General features: G+C 72.5%; 20 protein-coding genes. 13 read left to right on the forward strand and 7 right to left on the reverse strand.

Annotated elements, in window-relative coordinates; all coding sequences use genetic code 11:
* The first annotated feature begins 608 nt into the window (after window positions 1-608).
* Together ACFWBB_RS23680 and ACFWBB_RS23685 are read left to right on the forward strand one after the other, a co-directional pair.
* Window positions 609-1745 (forward strand): alpha/beta hydrolase, encoded by a 1137-nt coding sequence (locus ACFWBB_RS23680; protein ID WP_385275849.1) that lies wholly within the window; start codon window positions 609-611, stop codon window positions 1743-1745.
* A gap of 281 nt (window positions 1746-2026) precedes the next feature.
* The gene (locus tag ACFWBB_RS23685) at window positions 2027-3463 is read left to right on the forward strand and encodes a hypothetical protein (RefSeq protein WP_385275852.1); all 1437 of its coding nucleotides are present in this window, start codon (window positions 2027-2029) and stop codon (window positions 3461-3463) included.
* A gap of 100 nt (window positions 3464-3563) precedes the next feature.
* Here ACFWBB_RS23685 and ACFWBB_RS23690 read toward each other — a convergent pair whose 3' ends face one another.
* A complete protein-coding gene (locus tag ACFWBB_RS23690) occupies window positions 3564-3977 on the reverse strand; it encodes a VOC family protein (RefSeq protein ID WP_385275855.1) in 414 nt (137 codons plus the stop codon).
* Between the two features lie 244 nt (window positions 3978-4221).
* Here ACFWBB_RS23690 and ACFWBB_RS23695 point away from each other — a divergent pair, with 244 nt between their 5' ends.
* From ACFWBB_RS23695 to ACFWBB_RS23705, 3 genes are all read left to right on the forward strand, one after another.
* Entirely contained in the window at window positions 4222-5820 is a 1599-nt protein-coding gene (locus ACFWBB_RS23695; RefSeq protein ID WP_385275858.1) for an ABC-F family ATP-binding cassette domain-containing protein, read from the forward strand.
* Window positions 5821-6330: 510 nt separating this feature from the next.
* On the forward strand, window positions 6331-6552 hold the full coding sequence (locus ACFWBB_RS23700) for a helix-turn-helix domain-containing protein (protein WP_004002281.1): 222 nt from the start codon (window positions 6331-6333) through the stop codon (window positions 6550-6552).
* Window positions 6553-6699: 147 nt separating this feature from the next.
* On the forward strand, window positions 6700-7503 hold the full coding sequence (locus ACFWBB_RS23705) for an enoyl-CoA hydratase/isomerase family protein (RefSeq protein ID WP_385275861.1): 804 nt from the start codon (window positions 6700-6702) through the stop codon (window positions 7501-7503).
* 22 nt (window positions 7504-7525) lie between these two features.
* Here the strand turns inward: ACFWBB_RS23705 and ACFWBB_RS23710 are convergent, their stop codons facing one another.
* Window positions 7526-8239: a nucleopolyhedrovirus P10 family protein gene (locus ACFWBB_RS23710; protein WP_385275864.1), complete on the reverse strand. Its 714-nt coding sequence runs from the start codon at window positions 8237-8239 to the stop codon at window positions 7526-7528.
* 96 nt (window positions 8240-8335) lie between these two features.
* Between ACFWBB_RS23710 and ACFWBB_RS23715 the strand changes: the two genes are divergently transcribed.
* From ACFWBB_RS23715 to amaP, 5 genes are read left to right on the forward strand one after another with little or no spacing between them, the layout of a single operon-like run.
* Window positions 8336-8818: an Asp23/Gls24 family envelope stress response protein gene (locus ACFWBB_RS23715; RefSeq protein WP_385275867.1), complete on the forward strand. Its 483-nt coding sequence runs from the start codon at window positions 8336-8338 to the stop codon at window positions 8816-8818.
* A 43-nt stretch (window positions 8819-8861) separates the two neighbouring features.
* A complete protein-coding gene (locus tag ACFWBB_RS23720) occupies window positions 8862-9047 on the forward strand; it encodes a hypothetical protein (RefSeq protein WP_385275870.1) in 186 nt (61 codons plus the stop codon).
* Complete coding sequence (locus ACFWBB_RS23725; RefSeq protein WP_385275873.1) at window positions 9044-9427, forward strand: Asp23/Gls24 family envelope stress response protein; 384 nt, start codon at window positions 9044-9046, stop codon at window positions 9425-9427. The genes ACFWBB_RS23720 and ACFWBB_RS23725 overlap by 4 nt, the downstream gene beginning before the upstream one ends.
* Complete coding sequence (locus tag ACFWBB_RS23730) at window positions 9424-10050, forward strand: DUF6286 domain-containing protein (protein WP_385275876.1); 627 nt, start codon at window positions 9424-9426, stop codon at window positions 10048-10050. Before ACFWBB_RS23725 ends, ACFWBB_RS23730 begins: the two co-directional genes overlap by 4 nt.
* A gap of 5 nt (window positions 10051-10055) precedes the next feature.
* Complete coding sequence (gene amaP / locus ACFWBB_RS23735; RefSeq protein ID WP_385275879.1) at window positions 10056-10634, forward strand: alkaline shock response membrane anchor protein AmaP; 579 nt, start codon at window positions 10056-10058, stop codon at window positions 10632-10634.
* Window positions 10635-10718: 84 nt separating this feature from the next.
* Here the strand turns inward: amaP and ACFWBB_RS23740 are convergent, their stop codons facing one another.
* The 5 genes from ACFWBB_RS23740 to ACFWBB_RS23760 form a co-directional block, all read right to left on the reverse strand.
* The gene (locus ACFWBB_RS23740) at window positions 10719-11474 is read right to left on the reverse strand and encodes an SDR family oxidoreductase (RefSeq protein WP_385275882.1); all 756 of its coding nucleotides are present in this window, start codon (window positions 11472-11474) and stop codon (window positions 10719-10721) included.
* A 5-nt stretch (window positions 11475-11479) separates the two neighbouring features.
* Complete coding sequence (locus ACFWBB_RS23745) at window positions 11480-13267, reverse strand: glycoside hydrolase family 15 protein (protein ID WP_385275885.1); 1788 nt, start codon at window positions 13265-13267, stop codon at window positions 11480-11482.
* An 84-nt stretch (window positions 13268-13351) separates the two neighbouring features.
* Window positions 13352-14143, reverse strand: coding sequence for an SURF1 family protein (locus ACFWBB_RS23750; RefSeq protein ID WP_385275888.1), 792 nt, complete (start codon window positions 14141-14143; stop codon window positions 13352-13354).
* Between the two features lie 107 nt (window positions 14144-14250).
* Window positions 14251-14484 carry a hypothetical protein gene (locus ACFWBB_RS23755; protein ID WP_171396442.1) on the reverse strand — a complete coding sequence of 78 codons (234 nt, stop codon included), beginning with the start codon at window positions 14482-14484 and terminating at the stop codon, window positions 14251-14253.
* Window positions 14485-14618: 134 nt separating this feature from the next.
* A complete protein-coding gene (locus ACFWBB_RS23760) occupies window positions 14619-15620 on the reverse strand; it encodes a DEDDh family exonuclease (protein WP_385275891.1) in 1002 nt (333 codons plus the stop codon).
* A gap of 449 nt (window positions 15621-16069) precedes the next feature.
* Between ACFWBB_RS23760 and ACFWBB_RS23765 the strand changes: the two genes are divergently transcribed.
* From ACFWBB_RS23765 to ACFWBB_RS23775, 3 genes are all read left to right on the forward strand, one after another.
* The gene (locus ACFWBB_RS23765; RefSeq protein WP_385275894.1) at window positions 16070-16780 is read left to right on the forward strand and encodes a VIT family protein; all 711 of its coding nucleotides are present in this window, start codon (window positions 16070-16072) and stop codon (window positions 16778-16780) included.
* Window positions 16781-16872: 92 nt separating this feature from the next.
* Complete coding sequence (locus ACFWBB_RS23770) at window positions 16873-17787, forward strand: sterol desaturase family protein (RefSeq protein WP_385275897.1); 915 nt, start codon at window positions 16873-16875, stop codon at window positions 17785-17787.
* The gene (locus ACFWBB_RS23775; protein WP_385275900.1) at window positions 17784-18488 is read left to right on the forward strand and encodes a lysoplasmalogenase; all 705 of its coding nucleotides are present in this window, start codon (window positions 17784-17786) and stop codon (window positions 18486-18488) included. The genes ACFWBB_RS23770 and ACFWBB_RS23775 overlap by 4 nt, the downstream gene beginning before the upstream one ends.
* The last annotated feature ends 46 nt before the right edge of the window (window positions 18489-18534 follow it).

The raw sequence follows: 18534 nt of genomic DNA on the forward strand, positions 1-18534 counted from the left end.
ACCCTGCGGTTCCGGCTGTCCCGCTGGTCTCTGCCGACCCTGCGGTTCCGGCTGTCCCGCTGGTCTCTGCCGACCCTGCGGTTCCGGCTGTCCCGCTGGTCTCTGCCGACCCTGCGGTTCCGGCTGTCCCGCTGTCTCTGCCGACCCCGCGGTTCCCGCTGTCCCGCTGTCCCTGCGGTTCCCGCTGTCCCTGCCGACCCTGCGGTTCCCGTCGACTCCTTCGACCCTGCCGACCCTGCCGACCCTGCCGACCCCGTCGACCCCGTCGACCCCGTCGACCCGTCGACCCCTTCGACCCTGCCGACCCCGTCGACCCGTCGACCCGTCGACCCCGTCGACCCGGCCGACCCCGTCGACCCGGCCGACCCGGCCGACCCGTCGACCCTGTCGACCCGCCGACTAGGCCGACCCCGTCGGGCCCGTCGACCCTGCGGTTCCCGCTGACCCGGCCGTCCCCACCGTCCCCGCTGTCCCGCCGTTCCCGCCTTTCCCGCAAGCCGGATGAGCGGTCCTCACCTCGCAGCCCCCGGCCCCGCCTTCCCCCTGCCGCCTTCCCCCGGCCGGCTCCACCACTGGCCGGGAGGAGGGCGGGCCAGGACACTGGACGCGTGCGCACTGCCAAAGCGACGGCCGCCGCCGTCACCGCAGCCCTGGCCGTCGGAGCCGCCAGTGTCGCCGCCGGCCGGCTGGCCAGCGACGCCGCGCTGAAGGCGCCGCCCGGTCGGCCCCTGCCCACCGAACCCCGGCTCACCGTGCACGCCACGGCCGCCGGCCAGATCACCCTCACTCGTGACCTGGCCGCCCTGCGCCCCGGCACCTACGGCCTCTCCGGCAACGGCTCCCACGCGGTCGTGGGCCCCGTCCTGCCCACCGCCCCGCACTCCGCCGACACCGTCGTACGCCGCCTGGAGCGGGTCACCCACGGCACCCTGAACCCCGGCGACGCGGTCTGGCTCACCCCCAACCTCCATGTCGGCAACCCCAGCAGCGCCCTCGGCCTCGACCACGCCGACATCGACATCCCCGGCGAGCTGGGCAACCTGCCCGCCTGGTTCGTCCCCGGCCCGCGCCGCACCTGGGTGATCGCCGTGCACGGTCTGGGCACCACCCGGGAGCACGCCCTGAACCTCATGGGCTTCCTGCACCGCCGGCACTTCCCCGTGCTCGCCCTCGCCCACCGCGGCGACCTCGGCGCACCCCGCTCCCCGGACGGACTGAACCACCTCGGCGAAACCGAGTGGCGCGACCTGGACGCCGCGATGCGGTACGCCGTGCGCTACGGCGCCGAACGCGTCGTCCTGCTGGGCTGGTCCACCGGCGCCACCATGGCCCTGCGCGCCGCCGCCGACTCGGGGCTGCGCGACCTCGTCTCGGGGCTCGTGCTGGACTCCCCGGTCCTTGACTGGCGGACGACGGTGCGCGCCCTCGCCGTCGCCCGGCACACCCCGGGCGTGCTGCTGCCGCTCGCGGTCCGCGCCGCCGAGGGCCGCACCGGCCTGCACGCCGGGCCCGGCGGCCACGGTGACACGGCCGCCGCTCCGGACCGGCTGAGGGTCCCGGCCCTCGTCCTGCACGGCCCCGACGACACCGTCGCCCCCTGGGGCGCCTCCCGCCGCCTCGCCGAGCGCCGACCCGAGCTGGTCACCCTGCACACCGTCCGGCACGCCCCGCACGGCGCCATGTGGAACCCCGACCCCGCGGCCTACGAGGAGGCACTGCGCCGCTTCCTGACACCACTGATGTGACCGCTGGGCGACTCCCTGGCGGCGCCCCGAACCGTGACCGGCAGCTGGGACCCGCGGCGGGGGCCCCGGCCGCGGGTCCCAACTGCCGCGCGCGTTCGCCGAGTCCGTTCATGTGGGTTCGTGACAAGGCGCCGGACCGGTCCCGATGGTTCCGTTCAAGCCCGTACCACTGGCCTGAACCCCCTCCTCGTCCCTCGCGGAACCCCGTGCCTTGGCCAGTCCCGTAGCCCGCCGTGACATTCCGTTTGGGTTTTCGGACCGCCAACCGGAAGACTGCACCCGTGACGTCCCGTATCCCGCGCGACTCCAGGCTTCGCCTCGTCCGCCCGCGACCCCTGGCCGCCGCACCCTCAGCTGTGAACGAGCGGCGCCCGCGCCGCCCCGCACCCCGCCCGCCGGAGGGCACCCCGGCCCCCGCGGAGCTGGCCAGAATGGCACGCTCCGGACTGGCCGCCGCGGCCCGCGTCGCCCGCTGGGCCGACAACGCCCTCGGCCCCGGCCGAGACGCCGCCACGGCCGACGGCAAGGCCACGCTCTCCGACGCGACCGCCGAACGGGCGGCCGGCGATCTGGGCCTGACCACGGACCGGATCCGCGCCGACTGGGACACCGCCCGCCTCGCCGGCCTCGTCGAGGTGCACGGCGACAGCGCCCGCCCCGGCTGGCGGCTCCACGCCTGGAACCGCGACGACAGCGCCGTCCTGCGCGGCTGGGTCGCCCTGTTCGACGCCTGGTCGCTCGCCTCCCCGGAACCCGGGGACCAGGAGCCCGGCGCGGTCGCCGAGGTCGTCTCGGCCATGCCCCAGGTGCTCTCCTTCCTCCAGCTCTCCGCCGGACCCGTCCCCGTGGAGCAGCTCCTGGACCTGCTGCGCCAGCGCGTCACCGAGTTGCGCACCGAGCGCTGCGAGGTGCCCTACAGCGCCGGCTCGGAGCCCGCGACCCCCATCGCCCCGGTCCTCTCCGCCGACGCCGACCCGGCGGAGCCCGCCCGGAACGCCGAACTCGCCCCGCTGCTCGACTGGGCGCTGCACGCCCTCGCCGCCGTGGGCGCCCTCACCTACGGCTCAGGACAGGCCACGCTCACACCGCTGGGCAGCTGGGCGGTCTGGGTCAAACTGGAGCAGATCTGCGTCGCCGCGCAGAGCCCGGCGGGCAACATCGAGCAGTCGGCCGAGGCCATGCTCCGCGGCTGTGCCCAACTGCGCCCGAACGCGGCCCGTGCGGAGTACCGCGCCTGGCTCGCCGCCCGTACCGTCGGCAGCGCCGTCGCCGAACTGCTCTTCGCCGCCCGCGGCGACGACGCCCTGCTGCGCGGCCTCGCCTTCGAGGCCCTGCGCGTCGTCGGCGCCCCCGCCGAGCCCGACGTCCGCGCGGTCGTGGACGAGCCGGCCCTGCGGCCCTACGCGCTGCTGTGGCTCGCCGAGCACGACGGCGTCGACCCGGAGGACGCCCACGAGGTGCTCACCCGGCAGGAGGCCACCTGGCTGTGGGTCGACACCGCCGCGGCCGTCGCCGATCACGGGGAGGCGCCGATGCTCGTCCGCCATCTGGAGTCCGCGCTGCAGCCGACCGTCCCCGCGCTCCTGACCGAGGTGCGGGCCGTCGGACATCCGCGCACCGTGCAGGTGCTGGTGGCGCTCGCCGCCGCGCACCCCGACCCGGCGCTGGCCAAGGCCGTCCGCCGGGCCGCCTTCCAGGTGCACACCGGAGGCAGCTGAACGAGGTGCGCACCGCAGGCGGCTGAACGAGCTCCGCCCGGCTCCCGCAGGGGCTCCGCGTGGGTCCCGGAGCGCTCCGGGAGGCGCTCCGGCGGGACTCTCAGCCCTGTATCTCGGGCGCGTACGTGCCGAAGCTCCAGAGGTTGCCCTCGAGGTCCCGGGCCATGTAGTCCCGGGAGCCGTAGTCCTGGTCCGTCGGGGGCATGAGGATCTCCGCGCCGTGCTCCACGGCCCGCCGGTGGTGTGCGTCGACGTCGTCCACCACGACGTACACCCCGGTCGGACCCGCGTCCTTCATCGCCGTGTCGAAGACACCGCCGCGCCCCTTCGAGCCGAGCATCACCACGCCGTTTCCCTGCACCAGCTCGGCGTGCATGACCGAGCCGTCCTCGCCCTCGTACACGGACAGCTCCGTGAACCCCAGGGCCTCCGTGAGCTGCCGGATCGCCGCCTTCGCGTCGGCGTACAGCACCGTCGGGCAGATGCTGGGCCGCGCGCTGTTCGTGCCTGCCATGCCGATCACTCCCTTGTGATCAATGCCGGATTCGTCACCCGCTGCCCAGTCTGGCACCCACCACTGACAACGCCCCCGGACCGGAAGCCCGGCGGGGGAAGGCGAAGATCGAACACCTGAACGCAGAAAAAGTGCTTGCATCGTCCCGTTAGACTGGCGTCATGGCCATTCTCCTCGCGCATTAGACGGCGGGAACGTCCTCAGCCGTCCATCCCGTCAACAATCCCCGCACTGGAGTCTGTCCGTGATCTCCGCCTCCGGCATCGAGCTGCGCGCCGGTGCCCGCATCCTCATCGAGAACGCCTCCTTCCGTGTGGCCAAGGGCGACCGCATCGGTCTGGTCGGGCGCAACGGCGCCGGCAAGACCACGCTGACCAAGGTCCTGGCGGGCGAGGGCATCCCGGCCGCCGGCCAGGTCACCCGCTCCGGCGAGGTCGGCTACCTGCCGCAGGACCCCCGCACCGGCGACCTCGACGTGCTGGCCCGCGACCGCATCCTCTCCGCGCGCGGTCTGGACATCCTGATCCGCAAGATGCGCGAGAACGAACAGCGGATCGCGAACGGCGCGGGCGCCACCCGCGACAAGGCGATGCGTCAGTACGAGCGCCAGGAGACGGAGTTCCTCACCAAGGGCGGGTACTCCGCCGAGGCCGAGGCCGCCACCATCGCCGCCGCGCTCAACCTGCCCGACCGGGTGCTCGGCCAGCCCCTGCACACGCTCTCCGGCGGTCAGCGGCGCCGGGTCGAGCTGGCCCGCATCCTGTTCTCCGACGCGGACACGCTGCTCCTCGACGAGCCGACGAACCACCTCGACGCCGACTCGATCGTCTGGCTGCGCGACTACCTCAAGACCTACCGCGGCGGCTTCATCGTCATCAGTCACGACGTCGACCTGGTCGAGACGGTGGTCAACAAGGTGTTCTACCTGGACGCCAACCGCTCCCAGATCGACGTCTACAACATGGGCTGGCGGCTCTACCAGCAGCAGCGCGAGTCCGACGAGAAGCGCCGCAAGCGGGAGCGCCAGAACGCGGAGAAGAAGGCCGCCGCGCTGCACTCGCAGGCCGACAAGATGCGCGCCAAGGCCACCAAGACGGTCGCCGCGCAGAACATGGCCCGCCGTGCCGACAAGCTGCTGTCCGGCCTGGAGGCGGTCCGCCAGTCCGACAAGGTCGCCAAGCTCCGCTTCCCCGAGCCCGCGCCCTGCGGCAAGACGCCCCTGATGGCCGAGGGCCTGTCGAAATCCTACGGCTCGCTGGAGATCTTCACCGATGTCGACCTGGCCATCGACAAGGGCTCGCGCGTCGTCATCCTCGGCCTGAACGGCGCCGGCAAGACGACCCTGCTGCGGCTGCTCGGCGGTGCCGAGCAGCCCGACACCGGCGAGGTCGTCGCAGGCCACGGCCTCAAGCTCGGCTACTACGCGCAGGAGCACGAGACCCTCGACCCGGAGCGTACGGTCCTGGAGAACATGCGTTCCGCCGCCCCCGACCTCGATCTGGTCGAGGTCCGCAAGACGCTCGGCTCGTTCCTGTTCTCCGGCGACGACGTCGACAAGCCCGCCGGCGTCCTCTCCGGCGGTGAGAAGACCCGGCTGGCCCTCGCCACCCTCGTGGTCTCCTCGGCCAACGTGCTGCTGCTCGACGAGCCCACCAACAACCTCGACCCGGCCAGCCGCGAGGAGATCCTCGGCGCGCTGCGCACCTACAAGGGCGCGGTCGTCCTCGTCACCCACGACGAGGGCGCGGTGGAGGCGCTCCAGCCCGAGCGGATCATCCTGCTGCCCGACGGCGTCGAGGACCTGTGGGGCGCCGACTACGCGGATCTGGTCGCCCTGGCCTGACCGGCCACGCGGTCCGTCGAACGGTGCGCCGAATCGTGCGTCCATGATCTGCCGAGTGGCCGAGTGGCCGAGTGGCCGAGTGGGCGAGTGGCCGAGTGGGCGAGTGGCCGAGTGATCCACCGAGTGATCCGTCACGTGCCTCGCCGCGTGATCGATGAGGTGCTCAGCCGCGTGATCCACGGTGTTGGATCATTCGTCTGGATCATTCGGCCCACCGGTGATCCATCATCTGTGTGAGATCTCCTCGTATCGAGGTGTGTCGTACATCGATTTCGCGGCCGATCCCTTGTCGACAAGGGATCGGCCGTTACGCGTCTCTGACCTGCCACTTCGCACGACAACCCGTTCGGCCCCACGAACGCCATCAGCCGGAATAACAGATTCCACTTGTGGGCACGCGCTCCTGTCGTCAAAACCCTGTCGCACGGACCTTGCCGAATGGGTGGCCATCGCGCCCCGGAGGGGTGATCATGAGGATGACCAGAGCGCACTTCCCATGAGGAGGCACGGGTGGCCGAGACTCTGAAGAAGGGCAGCCGGGTGACCGGCGCCGCGCGCGACAAGCTCGCGGCAGACCTGAAGAAGAAGTACGACTCCGGTGCGAGCATTCGGGCGCTGGCCGAGGAAACCGGTCGCTCGTATGGCTTTGTTCACCGGATGCTCAGCGAGTCGGGCGTCACGCTGCGAGGGCGTGGCGGGGCGACCCGGGGCAAGAAGGCCGCCTCGTCCTGACCTGGGTCGGCCCACCGCCTTCGGTGACCACCCGGCCGGTTTCCCGCCGAGCCCTCAAGGGGCCCGACGGGATCCTGGATCGGCCGGGTGGTTACTGTGCAGTCACTTAGCTGACCGCTAGCTGACCGCACCCATCGGAGGCACCACATGGCCACGCCCGACCAGGAACTCGTTCCCCTGCTCGACAAGGACGGCGTACGGCTCACCGTCGACGACGCGCTCGCCACGGTGACGCTGGCCAACCCGGCCAAGCGCAATGCGCAGAGCCCCGCGATGTGGCGGGCGCTCGCGGAAGCCGGGCGCCTGGTGCCGGGCTCCGTCCGCGTGGTCGTGCTGCGTGGCGAGGGCAAGTCCTTCTCCGCGGGGCTGGACCGGCAGATGTTCACGCCCGAGGGGATCGAGGGCGAGCCGTCCTTCATCGAACTCGCGCGCAGTGGCGACGCCGAACTCGACGCTGCCATCGCCGGGTTCCAGGAGGGCTTCACCTGGTGGCGGCGCAACGACGTCGTCTCCATCGCCGCCGTCCAGGGCCACGCCATCGGTGCGGGCTTCCAGCTGGCTCTCGCCTGTGACCTGCGCGTCGTCGCCGACGACGTGCAGTTCGCCATGCGTGAGACCAGCCTCGGCCTCGTACCGGACCTGACGGGCACGCATCCCCTCGTCTCGCTGGTCGGCTACGGACGCGCTGCCGAGATCTGCCTGACCGGCCGGTTCGTCGGCGCCGAGGAGGCGGTGAACTCCGGCCTGGCCAACCTCGCGGTACCGGCGACGGAACTCGACGCCGCGGCACTCGACCTGGCCGCCGCGGTCCTCGCCGCGCCCCGGGAGGCCGTCATCGAGACCAAGGCGCTCCTGCGGGGCGCCGGCGATCGCACCTACGACGAGCAGCGCGCCGCCGAGCGGGCCGCGCAGGGCCGCCGACTGCGGGACCTGGCCGGCGTCGGCGAATGAACCGAGCCCTCGCGGGCCCCGGTCACTCCACCGCCGTGATCAGCACAGTCACCGTCGGATGATCCCGTAGCGCCTCCGACACCACCCCGCGCACCTTCCGGGCCACGTCCAGCGCCCGGTGGTTCGCACTCACCGCGATCTCCACGCGTGCGTGGCGGTGCGGCAGGGCGGTCACGTGCTCTCGTTCCTCGATGCGCACCGCCCTGCCGACGACATCGGTCAACCGGGTCACCCCGGGCACCGACAGAGCGGCGACGGTCGCGCGTGCCTCGTCGCCGTGCTGAGCAGTCCCGACGGGCGGCGGCTCGGGGCCGGCCAGCACCGCCTCCGGTTCCGGATCCTCGTCCAGCAGGGCCGTCACACGCAGGTCCACCTGCGACACCACCAGGCCGACGCGCTCCGTCGCGGCCGCCGTCAGCGCCGAGCGCAGCCGGGACGCCGCCGTCGGCAGCGGCTCGGACGAGTACGCGGCGATGTCCGCCGTCACCCGCAACGGCCCGGGCGGCAGGGCGCCTGGCGGGGGCGGCACGGCGGGCTCGTACACGCCCGCCGGGTCGGCCACCGCGATCCGCAGCGCGCCCAGCCGGACGCCCTCCACGTTCCGCACCGCCCGCCGCAGCACCGCCTCGGCCGCGGCCTCCGTGATCCACGCGCCGTCCCGCGGCCCGCCCAGGGGGAGCAGCCGGCCGAGGCCCAACTGGTGCCGTACCGCGCTCGTCCATCCGTCTGCCGTCATTGCTCCAGCCTGCCGCATCCCCGGGGCGCTGTGGCGCAACCGCGCTTACCGTGGTCAGAGAGACGACGAACGGACCGGACGTAAGGACGTACGGCGATGACCGAGGCAACGGAGCAGCACCGGACGCAGATCTCCGACGGAGGCACCGAGCCGCTGGGGACCCGCAAGGCGACCAGGCGCGGCGGCGGGGACCCGTCGACCCGGGGTCGGACCACCATCGCCGACGGGGTCGTGGAGAAGATCGCGGGCCTGGCGGCGCGGGACGTCCTGGGCGTCCACGCGATGGGCAGCGGGCTCAGCCGCACCTTCGGAGCCGTACGGGACCGGGTGCCCGGCGGCTCGAAGTCGGTGTCCCGAGGCGTGAAGGCCGAGGTCGGCGAGGTGCAGACCGCGCTCGACCTGGAGATCGTCGTCGACTACGGCGTGGCCATCGCCGATGTCGCGCAGGCCGTGCGGGAGAACGTGATCACGGCCGTGGAGCGGATGACCGGACTGGAGGTCGTCGAGGTCAACATCGCGGTGAGCGACGTCAAGCTGCCCGACGAAGAGGACGAGGAGCCGGAGCCCCGGATCCAGTGACACACAGACGGCCGGGTGACCGGACCGTCGAGGGGAGAGCACCTTGAGCATGGCCGTGGTCGGCATGATCGCCGGCATGGCGCTGGGCTTCGCCGGATATTTCGGCGGGTTCGGGGCCTTCCTGCTGGTGGCGGCACTGGGCGCCATCGGGTTCGTCGTCGGCCGGTTCCTGGAGGGGGACCTGGATCTCGGCGACCTCTTCCGTACCCGCAACGACCGGCGCCGGTGACCTCCGTGGACCGGGGGAGCGTCCCCGTCGGCGGAGATCGGTCCGTCGTTCCCCCGGGTGAACGCGGCGCGACCCGCATCGCCGACCGGGTCGTGGCCAAGATCGCCGCGCAGGCCGCGCGCGAGGCGGTGGGCCCCCTGCCGGCCGACGCCGCCGGCCCGCACGCCACCGTCGTCGTCCACCATGAGGCCGCGCACGTACGGGTGCATCTCGAACTCGACTACCCGACCGATGTCGGCGGCCGCTGTCACCGTGTGCGTCGGCACGTCACCGAGCGGGTAGGCGCGTTGGTGGGAATGGAGGTTCCGGAGGTCGCCGTCCAGGTGGAACGGCTGCACCTGACAGAGGCCTCCGGCGTGGCGCACGGGAGGACACGATGAGCGAGCCCGGAGGCTTGCAGGGCACGGTGCCCGTTCTGGAGAAACCCACGGGGAACGACGGTCCCGGTGAGGCGGGCTCCGCCGAGCACCGCTTCTGGTCGGCGCGCCGCGTCCCGGCCGCTGTCGTCGCGGCACTGCTGCTGGTCGTCGCCGGGGCCTTCCTCTACGACGTGGCCGCCGTCCGCGCCCACCGCTCCGCCATGACCTGGCGGAGCGGACTCGCCCGGCAGCTCGCCGAGCGCCCCCTCGACGACACCTGGGTACTGGTAGGCGCCGGGGTCGTGGCGGCCCTCGGGCTGTGGCTGCTCCTGCTGGCCGCCACCCCGGGCCTCAGGGACATCCTGCCGATGCGCCGCACCCACCCGGACGTCCGGCCGGGCCTGCACCGCGGCGCGGCCGCGCTCGTGCTGCGCGACCGGGCCATGGAGGTGGCCGGGGTGCAGTCGGTACGGGTGCGCACGGGCCGCCGGAGGGCGGACGTCCGCGCGCTCTGCCACTTCCGCGACCTGAACGACGTGCACGCCGACCTGGACGCCGTCCTCACCGACGCGATCCGTGGCCTGGGCCTGGTCCGGCCGCTCGCCCTGTCGGTCCATGCGCGGCGGCCCGGGAAGAAGGGGTGAGAACGATGCTCGGTACCGTCAACCGCGTGCTTCTCGCAGTAGTCGGACTGGTGCTGCTCGCCGTCGGCGGCGCGGTGCTGGCCGTGGGTCTGGGCGCCCCGGCGCCTTCCTGGTGGCTCCACGACGGTCCCCACGACGTCCTGCTCACCACCGCCGAACGCACTCGCTGGCGCGGCGACGCCTGGTGGTGGCCGACGGTGATCGGGGTTCTCGCCCTCCTCGTCCTGCTGGCCCTGTGGTGGCTGACGGCGGTCCTGCGCCGCCGCCGGCTCGGCGAGCTCCTCGTCGACACGGGCGACGGCGCGGGAGCGCTGCTGCGGGGGCGCGCCCTGGAGGGCGTACTCGCCGGCGAGGCGGGCCGGTTGGACGGCGTCGCCCACGCCCATGTGGCGCTGACGGGCCGCAGGGACGCGCCCGCGGCCCGGGTCCGCCTGCAGCTGGAGCCACACGTGGACCCGGCGACGACCCTGGACCACCTGACGGCCCAGGCCCTGACCCACGCACGGGAGTCGGCGGCGCTGGACACCCTGCCGGCCGAGGTGCGGATGCGAGGCGCCAAACACAAGGCGGAAAGGGTCAGTTGAGCGACCCCGAAGCGCGGCCCCCGGCGCCGGTCCGTGTCCGGCGGAGAGATGGGCGGGCCCGGGCCGTATCCGGCGGCGGACCGGTCAGAATCCGTGCCGCATTCCGCCGTCGACCGGCACCATGAGGCCCGTCAGGTAGGAGGCGGCCGGTGACAGCAGGAACGCGGCCGTGCGGCCGAACTCCGCCGGGGTCCCGTACCGGCGCAGTGGAATCCGGGACTCGTTCGCGGCCCGGGTGGCCTCGGGGTCGGCCGACAGGCCGTCCAGCTCCCGCACCCGGTCGGTGTCGATACGGGCCGGCAGCAGTCCCACGACCCGGATACCCCTCGGCCCCAACTCGTCGGAGAGCGACTTCGCGAACCCGGCCAGTCCCGGCCGCAGGCCGTTGGAGATCGTCAGCCCGGGAATCGGCTCGTGCACCGACCCCGACAGCACGAACCCGATGACCCCGCCCGCCTCCAGCTCGGCGGCAGCCGCCCGCGCCAGCCGGACCGCCCCGAGGAACACCGACTCGAACGCGGTCTGCCACTGCTCGTCCGTGTTGTCCGCGACGAACCCGGGCGGCGGACCGCCCACGCTCACCAGCACCCCGTCGAACCCGCCGAAGGCATCGCGTGCCGCCGCGATCAGCCGCTCCGCCGCCCCGGGGTCGGCGTTGTCCACGGCGACACCGACGGCGTTCGGCCCCAGTTCGGCCGCGGCGTCGGCGACGCTCTTCTCGTTCCGCCCGGTGAGGACGACCTTCGCGCCGTCCGCGACGAGCTCACGCGCCGTGGCGTTGCCGAGGCCTCGCGTGGCCCCGGTGACGACGAACACCCGGTCCTTCAGTCCAAGATCCATGACCCCTATCCTGCCTTCTCGCCCCCGAACAGGGCGAGGGCGGAGTTCACCAGGCCGATGTGACTGAAGGCCTGCGGGAAGTTGCCGAGGTGCCGGCCGGTGGTCGGGTCGTACTCCTCCGCCAGCAGCCCCACGTCGTTGGCCAGGCCCACGAGCCGTTCGAACAGCTCCCGTGCCTCCTTCCTGCGGCCCGTCATGTGCAGCGCGTCCGCGAGCCAGAACGAGCACGCCAGGAAGGTCCCCTCGTCGCCCGGCAGGCCGTCGACGGCCGCGCCGTCCGTGCTGTAGCGGCGCAGCAGACCGCCGTGGCCGAGTTCCTCGCGGACCGCGTCGACGGTCCCGACCACGCGCGGGTCGTCCGGCGGCAGGAAGCCGACGCGCGGGATGAGCAGCAGCGAGGCGTCCAGGTCGCGCGAGCTGTAGTACTGGGTGAACGTGTTGCGCACCGGGTCGTAGCCCTTCTCGCACACCTCGCGGTGCACCTCGTCGCGCACCGCCCGCCAGCCCTCCAGATCGCCGCGCAGCGCGGGGTACTCCTCCAGCGCGCGCACCGCCCGGTCGGCGGCCACCCACACCATCACCTTGGAGTGCACGAACTGGCGCCGGCCACCGCGCACCTCCCACAGTCCCTCGTCCGGCTGCCGCCAGTTCTCGCAGAGCCACTGCATCAGCGCGCACTGCAACGACCACATGTGCGGCTTGGGCGTCATGCCCGCGGTCCGGGCCAGCGACAGCGAGTCCATGACCTCGCCGTAGACGTCCAGTTGCAGCTGGTCCACGGCTCCGTTGCCGATGCGTACGGGTTTGGAGTCCGCGTAGCCGGAAAGCCAGGGCAGCTCGCACTCGGGCAGCCGGCGCTCACCCGCCAGCCCGTACATGATCTGGAGGTCCGCCGGATCGCCCGCTACGGCCCGCAGCAGCCAGTTGCGCCAGGCCTCGGCCTCGTCCTCGTAACCGGCCGCCAGGAGAGCGCCGAGGGTGAGGGTGGAGTCGCGCAGCCAGCAGTAGCGGTAGTCCCAGTTGCGGATCCCGCCCAACTCCTCGGGCAGCGAGGTGGTGAGCGCGGCGACGATACCGCCGGTGGGGACATAGGTGAGGGCCTTGAGAGTGATCAGGGAGCGGACGACGGCGTCCCGGTGGGGCCCGTCGTAGCGGCAGCGGGCGGCCCACTGCTGCCAGTCGTCCACGCTGACGCGCAGCGCCTCCCACGGGTCGACGAGCGGCGGGCGCGACTCGTGCGAGGGGTGCCAGGTCAGCACGAAGGCGACCGACTCGCCCTCGGCGATCGTGAACTGCGAGTGGGTGCCGAAGTCCTCGCCCCAGGTGGGTACCTCCGGCTCGCTGCGGAACCAGACCGCGTCGGGACCGCCGATCGCCACCCGATGACCGTCGGTCCGGCGCATCCACGGGATGATCCAGCCGTAGTCGAAGCGCAGCCGCAGCGTGCTGCGGACGGTGACCCGGCCGCGCAGACCCTGCACGATCCGTACGAGGTCGGGGGCCCGGTCGCGCTGGGGCATCAGGTCGGTGACCCGGATCGCGCCCTCGTCGGTCTCCCACTCGGTGTCCAGGACGAGGGTGTCGGGCCGGTAGGCGCGCCGGGTGCAGGGACCCTGCACGCCCTTGGGCGCGATGCGCCAGTGACCGTTCTCCTCGTCGCCGAGGAGACGTGCGAAGCAGGCCCCGGAGTCGAAGCGGGGCAGGCAGAGCCAGTCGACGGAACCGTCCATGCCGACCAGGGCGGCGGTCTGTTCGTCGCCGATGAGCGCGTAGTTCTCGATGCGGGTGTGCACGCAGTTCCGGGTTCCCGGCGGGCCCGGAGCACAATCAGAGCTGCGGCCGGGCGAGTGACGACGATCTCGCGTCCCGCTCCCGCGTCAGACCGTCGCCGGCTCGGCCTGTTCCGTCTCCCGTACGGCCGCCTGAGCCCGGTCGCGGGCCTCGCGGCGGACCAGGATCACCCAGCCGAGGGGGACGCCCGCGGAGAACAGCCACCACTGGATGGCGTACGCGTAGTTCAGGGCCGCGTCCTCGCTGCCGGGCCGGCCGACCAGCTCAGGACTGTCGCCCTTCGGCTCGGGCGCCGTCTGCGCGATGTAACCGCCGAGCACCTGCGCGCCGAGGCGTCGGGCCTCCTGCTCGCTGTTGATCAGCATGACCTGCCGGGCCGGCAGTCCCTTGAGGTCCTTGATGCCGCTCGCCGCGGTCGTCTCGTCGGGCATCAGCCGCCCGGTGACGGTGACCTGGCCGCCGGGGGGCGCGGGGACCTTGGGGAACGTGGTCTGACTCGGAGCGTCCGCGGGGATCCAGCCCCGGTTGACCAGCAGCACCTTGCCGTCCGTCAGGACGAACGGGGTGAGGACGTGGAAGCCGACCGTCTCGTCGGCGTTGACCCGGCGCCGCACGACGACCTCGTGCCCGGTGTCGAAGTGTCCGTCGGCGGTGACGTTCCGGTACCGCTCGCTGCGGGTGACGGTGTGCCCCGGAGTGGTCAGCTGCTCGACGGGCACCGCCTTGGAGGTCAGCGCGTCGGAGACCAGCCGGTTGCGCGCGGTGCGCTCTTCGTAGCGATGCATCTGCCAGAAGCCCAGCCTGATCATCGTGGGGATGAGGAGGAGGGAGACCAGCGTGAGGATCACCCACTGCCGGGACAACAGGAAGCGGTACACCCCACGACCGTACAACTCGGTCGTGGGGCTCCTGCGCCCGGGTACCGGAAGGGGGCATTTCGGTGTCGGGCCCGGAGTCGTCCGGGCCGCCTCGCACCCGGGCCGCCTCACACCTTGTCGATGATGCCCACCCTGCCCTCCGCGCGGGCACAGTGCGCTCCGCAGTACCAGTGACCCTCCACCTCGACGCCCTGGCCGATGATCTGCACCCGGCAGTGCTCGCAGATCGGGGCCATGCGGTGGATCGCACAGGAGAAGCAGTCGAAGACATGGATCGCGCCCTGCGCGTGCACTTCGAAGGTCATTCCGTAGTCATTGCCGCAAACTTCGCATCTCGCCATGCGCCACAGGGTGAGCCGTCGCCCCCGCGCGGGCGAGCGGGCGGCGGGCGAGTCGCGTGGCAATCACCCGTACGCACGGGTCACCGCCCAGGCCTCGCGTGCGGCTCCGCTCGCGCGCGACCCGCGTCCCCGCGTCACTCGTCGGCGGGCTCCACGTCCCGCAGGAGCTGCCCGAAGGCCGCCTCGTCGACGACGGGCGTCCCGAACTGCCGCGCCTTCACCACCTTCGACGTGCCCGAGTCGGGGTCGTTGGTCACCAGCAGGCTGGTCAGCCGGGACATGCTCGTGGCGACGTGCAGTCCCGCCTCGGCGGCACGGTCCTCCAGCAGTTCGCGCTCGACCGACGTGTCACCCGAGAAGGCGACCCGCATGCCCTGCTTGAGTCTTCTGCCGTCTTCGTACCGCCCCGGGTTGGGATGGGGGCATACGGGTCTTTTGCGGGACGGCCGCCAACTGCCGGGCCGGTAGCTGCCGTAGCCGCCGCCCGGACCGCTCGCCTGGCGGCCGATCAGGGGCGACGGCCGGTCGGCCCACTCTGTCAGCGGCAGGCACTCGAGCAGGGGCAGCCGGACACCGCCCGCCGCCGCGGCCCGCAGACTCGGCCGGAACGCCTCCGCCAGCACGCGCGCGTCGTCCAGCGCGTGGTGTGCCCGCTGCTGTACGACGCCGAAGTGGGCCGCCAGCGACTCCAGCTTGTGGTTGGGCAGCGGCAGGCCCAGCTCCTTGGCGAGCGCGATGGTGCACAGCCGCTGCCGCACCGGCGCCTCGCTCTGCGCGCGTGCGTACTCCCGCGCGATCATCTGCCAGTCGAAGACCGCGTTGTGCGCGACGAGCACCCGCCCGTCGAGCCGGGCGGCGAACTCCTCGGCCACGTCCCGGAAGAGGGGCGCACCCTCGAGCACCTCGCTCGTCAGACCGTGGATCCACACCGGGCCCGGGTCGCGCTCCGGGTTGACCAGCGTGTACCAGTGGTCCTCCACCTCACCGCGCGCGTCCAGCCGGTAGACGGCGGCGGAGATGATCCGGTCGTCGCGGGCCAGGCCGGTGGTCTCCACGTCAACGACCGCGTATCCCAGCGGATACGCGGTCGGCCACTCCGTGGGGGAGGACGCTGTCGTCGTGTGGTCTTCGAGCATGGTCACTGAGGATACGGGCCGCCACTGACACCCCGCCGCACCCGCCCCGAAGAGGGGGCGGGCGAAGCCCTCCGGACCGTACGGGAGTTCGCGGGGCGCACGCATGCGTGCCGGGACCCGCCGACTGACGCCCGGACAACTCCGGCCCTCCGGAACGCGGTTCGCACTCCCGTTGGCCCGGCGCCCGGAAACTCGTCCGCTGCCGCTGCCGCTGCCGCTGCCGCTGCCGGTTCCGGGTTCCGGCACCGGGGAACCCTGCCACCTCGGCCCACCGCGACCTGGGGACGGCGGAGACGGGGCGGGGACGGGACGGGGACGGGGCGGAGACGGAGAGCGGGATGCAGGTTGCGTGCGGGGAACGAGCCCGCCACTTCACGGCCCGGCCCCGCCCTCGCGCCCATGAGCGTCGGTACGGGACCCGTGGCTGCCGGGGTGTCATCCTCCGTCCTGTGACGGAACCCACCCACGCCGAGGCCCACGGCGGCTCGCTCGGATCCCGGCTGAACTGGCTTCGCGCAGCGGTCCTCGGCGCGAACGACGGCATCGTGTCCACCGCCGGTCTCGTCGTCGGCGTGGCCGGCGCGACGGACGACCGCTCGGCCCTGCTGACGGCAGGCCTCGCCGGTCTGCTCGCCGGGTCGATGTCCATGGCGGCGGGGGAGTACGTCTCCGTGTCGACCCAGCGGGACTCCGAGCAGGCCGCCCTCGCGCTGGAGCGACGGGAGCTGCGCGAGCAGCCGGAGGCCGAGCTGGAGGAGCTGACCGAACTGCTGGGGGAACGCGGACTGTCCCGGGACGTCGCCAGGGAGGCCGCCGTCCAGCTCACGGAACGGGACGCCCTCAGGGCCCACGCGCGCGTGGAGCTCGGCATCGACCCCGACGATCTCACCAACCCCTGGCACGCGGCCTGGGCGAGCTTCCTGGCCTTCACGGCCGGCGCCCTGCTGCCCCTGCTCGCCATCGTGCTGCCCCCTGCCGACCGGCGCCTCCCGGTGACCGTCGCCTCGGTCCTGGTCGCGCTGGCCTGTACGGGGTGGAGCAGCGCACGACTGGGAGCGGCGGCGCCGCGACGGGCGGTCCTGCGCAACATGGGAGGCGGGGCGCTGGCGATGGGCGCGACGTATCTGGTCGGATCGCTGCTGGGAGCGGCGGGGGTGTGAGGGAAGGTGACAACAAGCAAGCGCATACCGTCGGTAATACTTGTAAGTAACAACGTCTAGCCGCAGCCCACCAGCGGTTCTACGGTGCCTGCATGCCGAACCTGCCCGATGTCGTGCTGTGGTCGATACCCGCCTTCGTGCTGCTCACCGTGGTCGAGGTGATCAGCTTCCGGCTCCATCCCGAAGAGGATGCGGCCGGATACGGGACGAAGGACGCCGCGACGAGCGTCGGCATGGGGCTCGGCAGCCTCGTGTTCGACTTCGTCTGGAAGATCCCGATCGTCGCGATCTACACGGCGGTCCACGAGCTGACCCCGCTCCGTGTCCCGGTCCTGTGGTGGACGCTCCCGCTGATGCTGCTCGCGCAGGACTTCTTCTACTACTGGTCCCACCGCGGCCACCACGTCATCCGCGTGCTGTGGGCCTGCCACGTCGTCCACCACTCCAGTGAGAAGTTCAACCTCACCACGGCCCTGCGCCAGCCCTGGACCACGTTGACCGTCTGGCCGTTCTACGTCCCGCTCGTCGCCCTCGGGGTCCACCCGGCCGCGCTCGCTTTCTGTTCCTCGGCCAACCTCGTCTACCAGTTCTGGATCCACACCGAGCGGATCGACAGGATGCCCCGGTGGTTCGAGTTCGTGTTCAACACGCCCTCTCACCATCGCGTCCACCACGCCTCCCAGGGTGGATATCTGGACCGCAACTTCGGCGGCATCCTCATCGTCTGGGACCGGCTCTTCGGATCGTTCGTGCCCGAGGTCGACCGGCCCGTCTACGGGTTGACGAAGAACATCAACACGTTCAACCCGATCAAGGTGGCCACCCATGAGTACGTCGCGATCGTCAAGGACCTGAAGGCGGCGAGCGGTTGGCGCGAGCGGTCGGGGAGGGTGTTCCGCGGGCCGGGCTGGCAGCCCGCGTCCACGGCACCCGCTCCCGCCCCCGCGACCACCGCCCCGGTCGAGGAGACCACCGCCGCCTCGGTCGAGGAGACCACCGCCGCGTGACCCGCTCCCGCGTCCTCCTCGCCCTCTTCGTCCTCGCCGCGGCCGGCGACCTGCTCAGCCTCGCGGTCGGTTTCGACCCCGGGCACACGATGGCCAAGCCGCTGCTGATGCCCCTGCTCGCCGCCTGGGCGGCCCTGCGCGGCGCGCCCCGGCTTCTCGTCGCCGCCCTTCTGTGCGGCTGGGGCGGCGACATCCTGCTGCTGCTCGACGCCGACCCCGCGTTCCTCGCGGGCATGGCGTCCTTCGCCGCCGGCCACATCTGCTACCTGACGCTGTTCGCCCGCACCGGCCGGCCACGCGCGCGCGGCGCCCTCCTCGCCCCCTGCTACGCCACCGCCCTGATCGCCACCGTTGCCCTGCTGTGGCCCGACCTTCCCGCGGATCTACGCCTTCCCGTCGCGGTCTACAGCACCCTGCTCACCGCCATGGCGTACTCCGCCGCCACCAGGTTTGGCCCGGTCGCGGGCGCCGGCGGCGTGCTGTTCCTGCTCTCCGACACCCTCATCGCGACCGGCGTCGCCGAGTGGCCGCAGCCGCCGCGCCCCGACCTGTGGATCATGCTCACCTACATCGCCGCACAGTTCCTGCTGGCCCACGGCGGAACGAGCCGCAGGGACCAGGGGCTTCCCGGACGGCTGACGGGCGGGGGAGGGGCGGACCGCCCGCAAGGTGGCGGTGATCAGGTGGCGGTGATCAGCTGACGACACTCAACAATTGAGGTCCGTTCCTCGATCATCCACTGTTGAT

This window comes from Streptomyces sp. NPDC060000, from assembly GCF_042737375.1.
Lineage (GTDB): Bacteria > Actinomycetota > Actinomycetes > Streptomycetales > Streptomycetaceae > Streptomyces.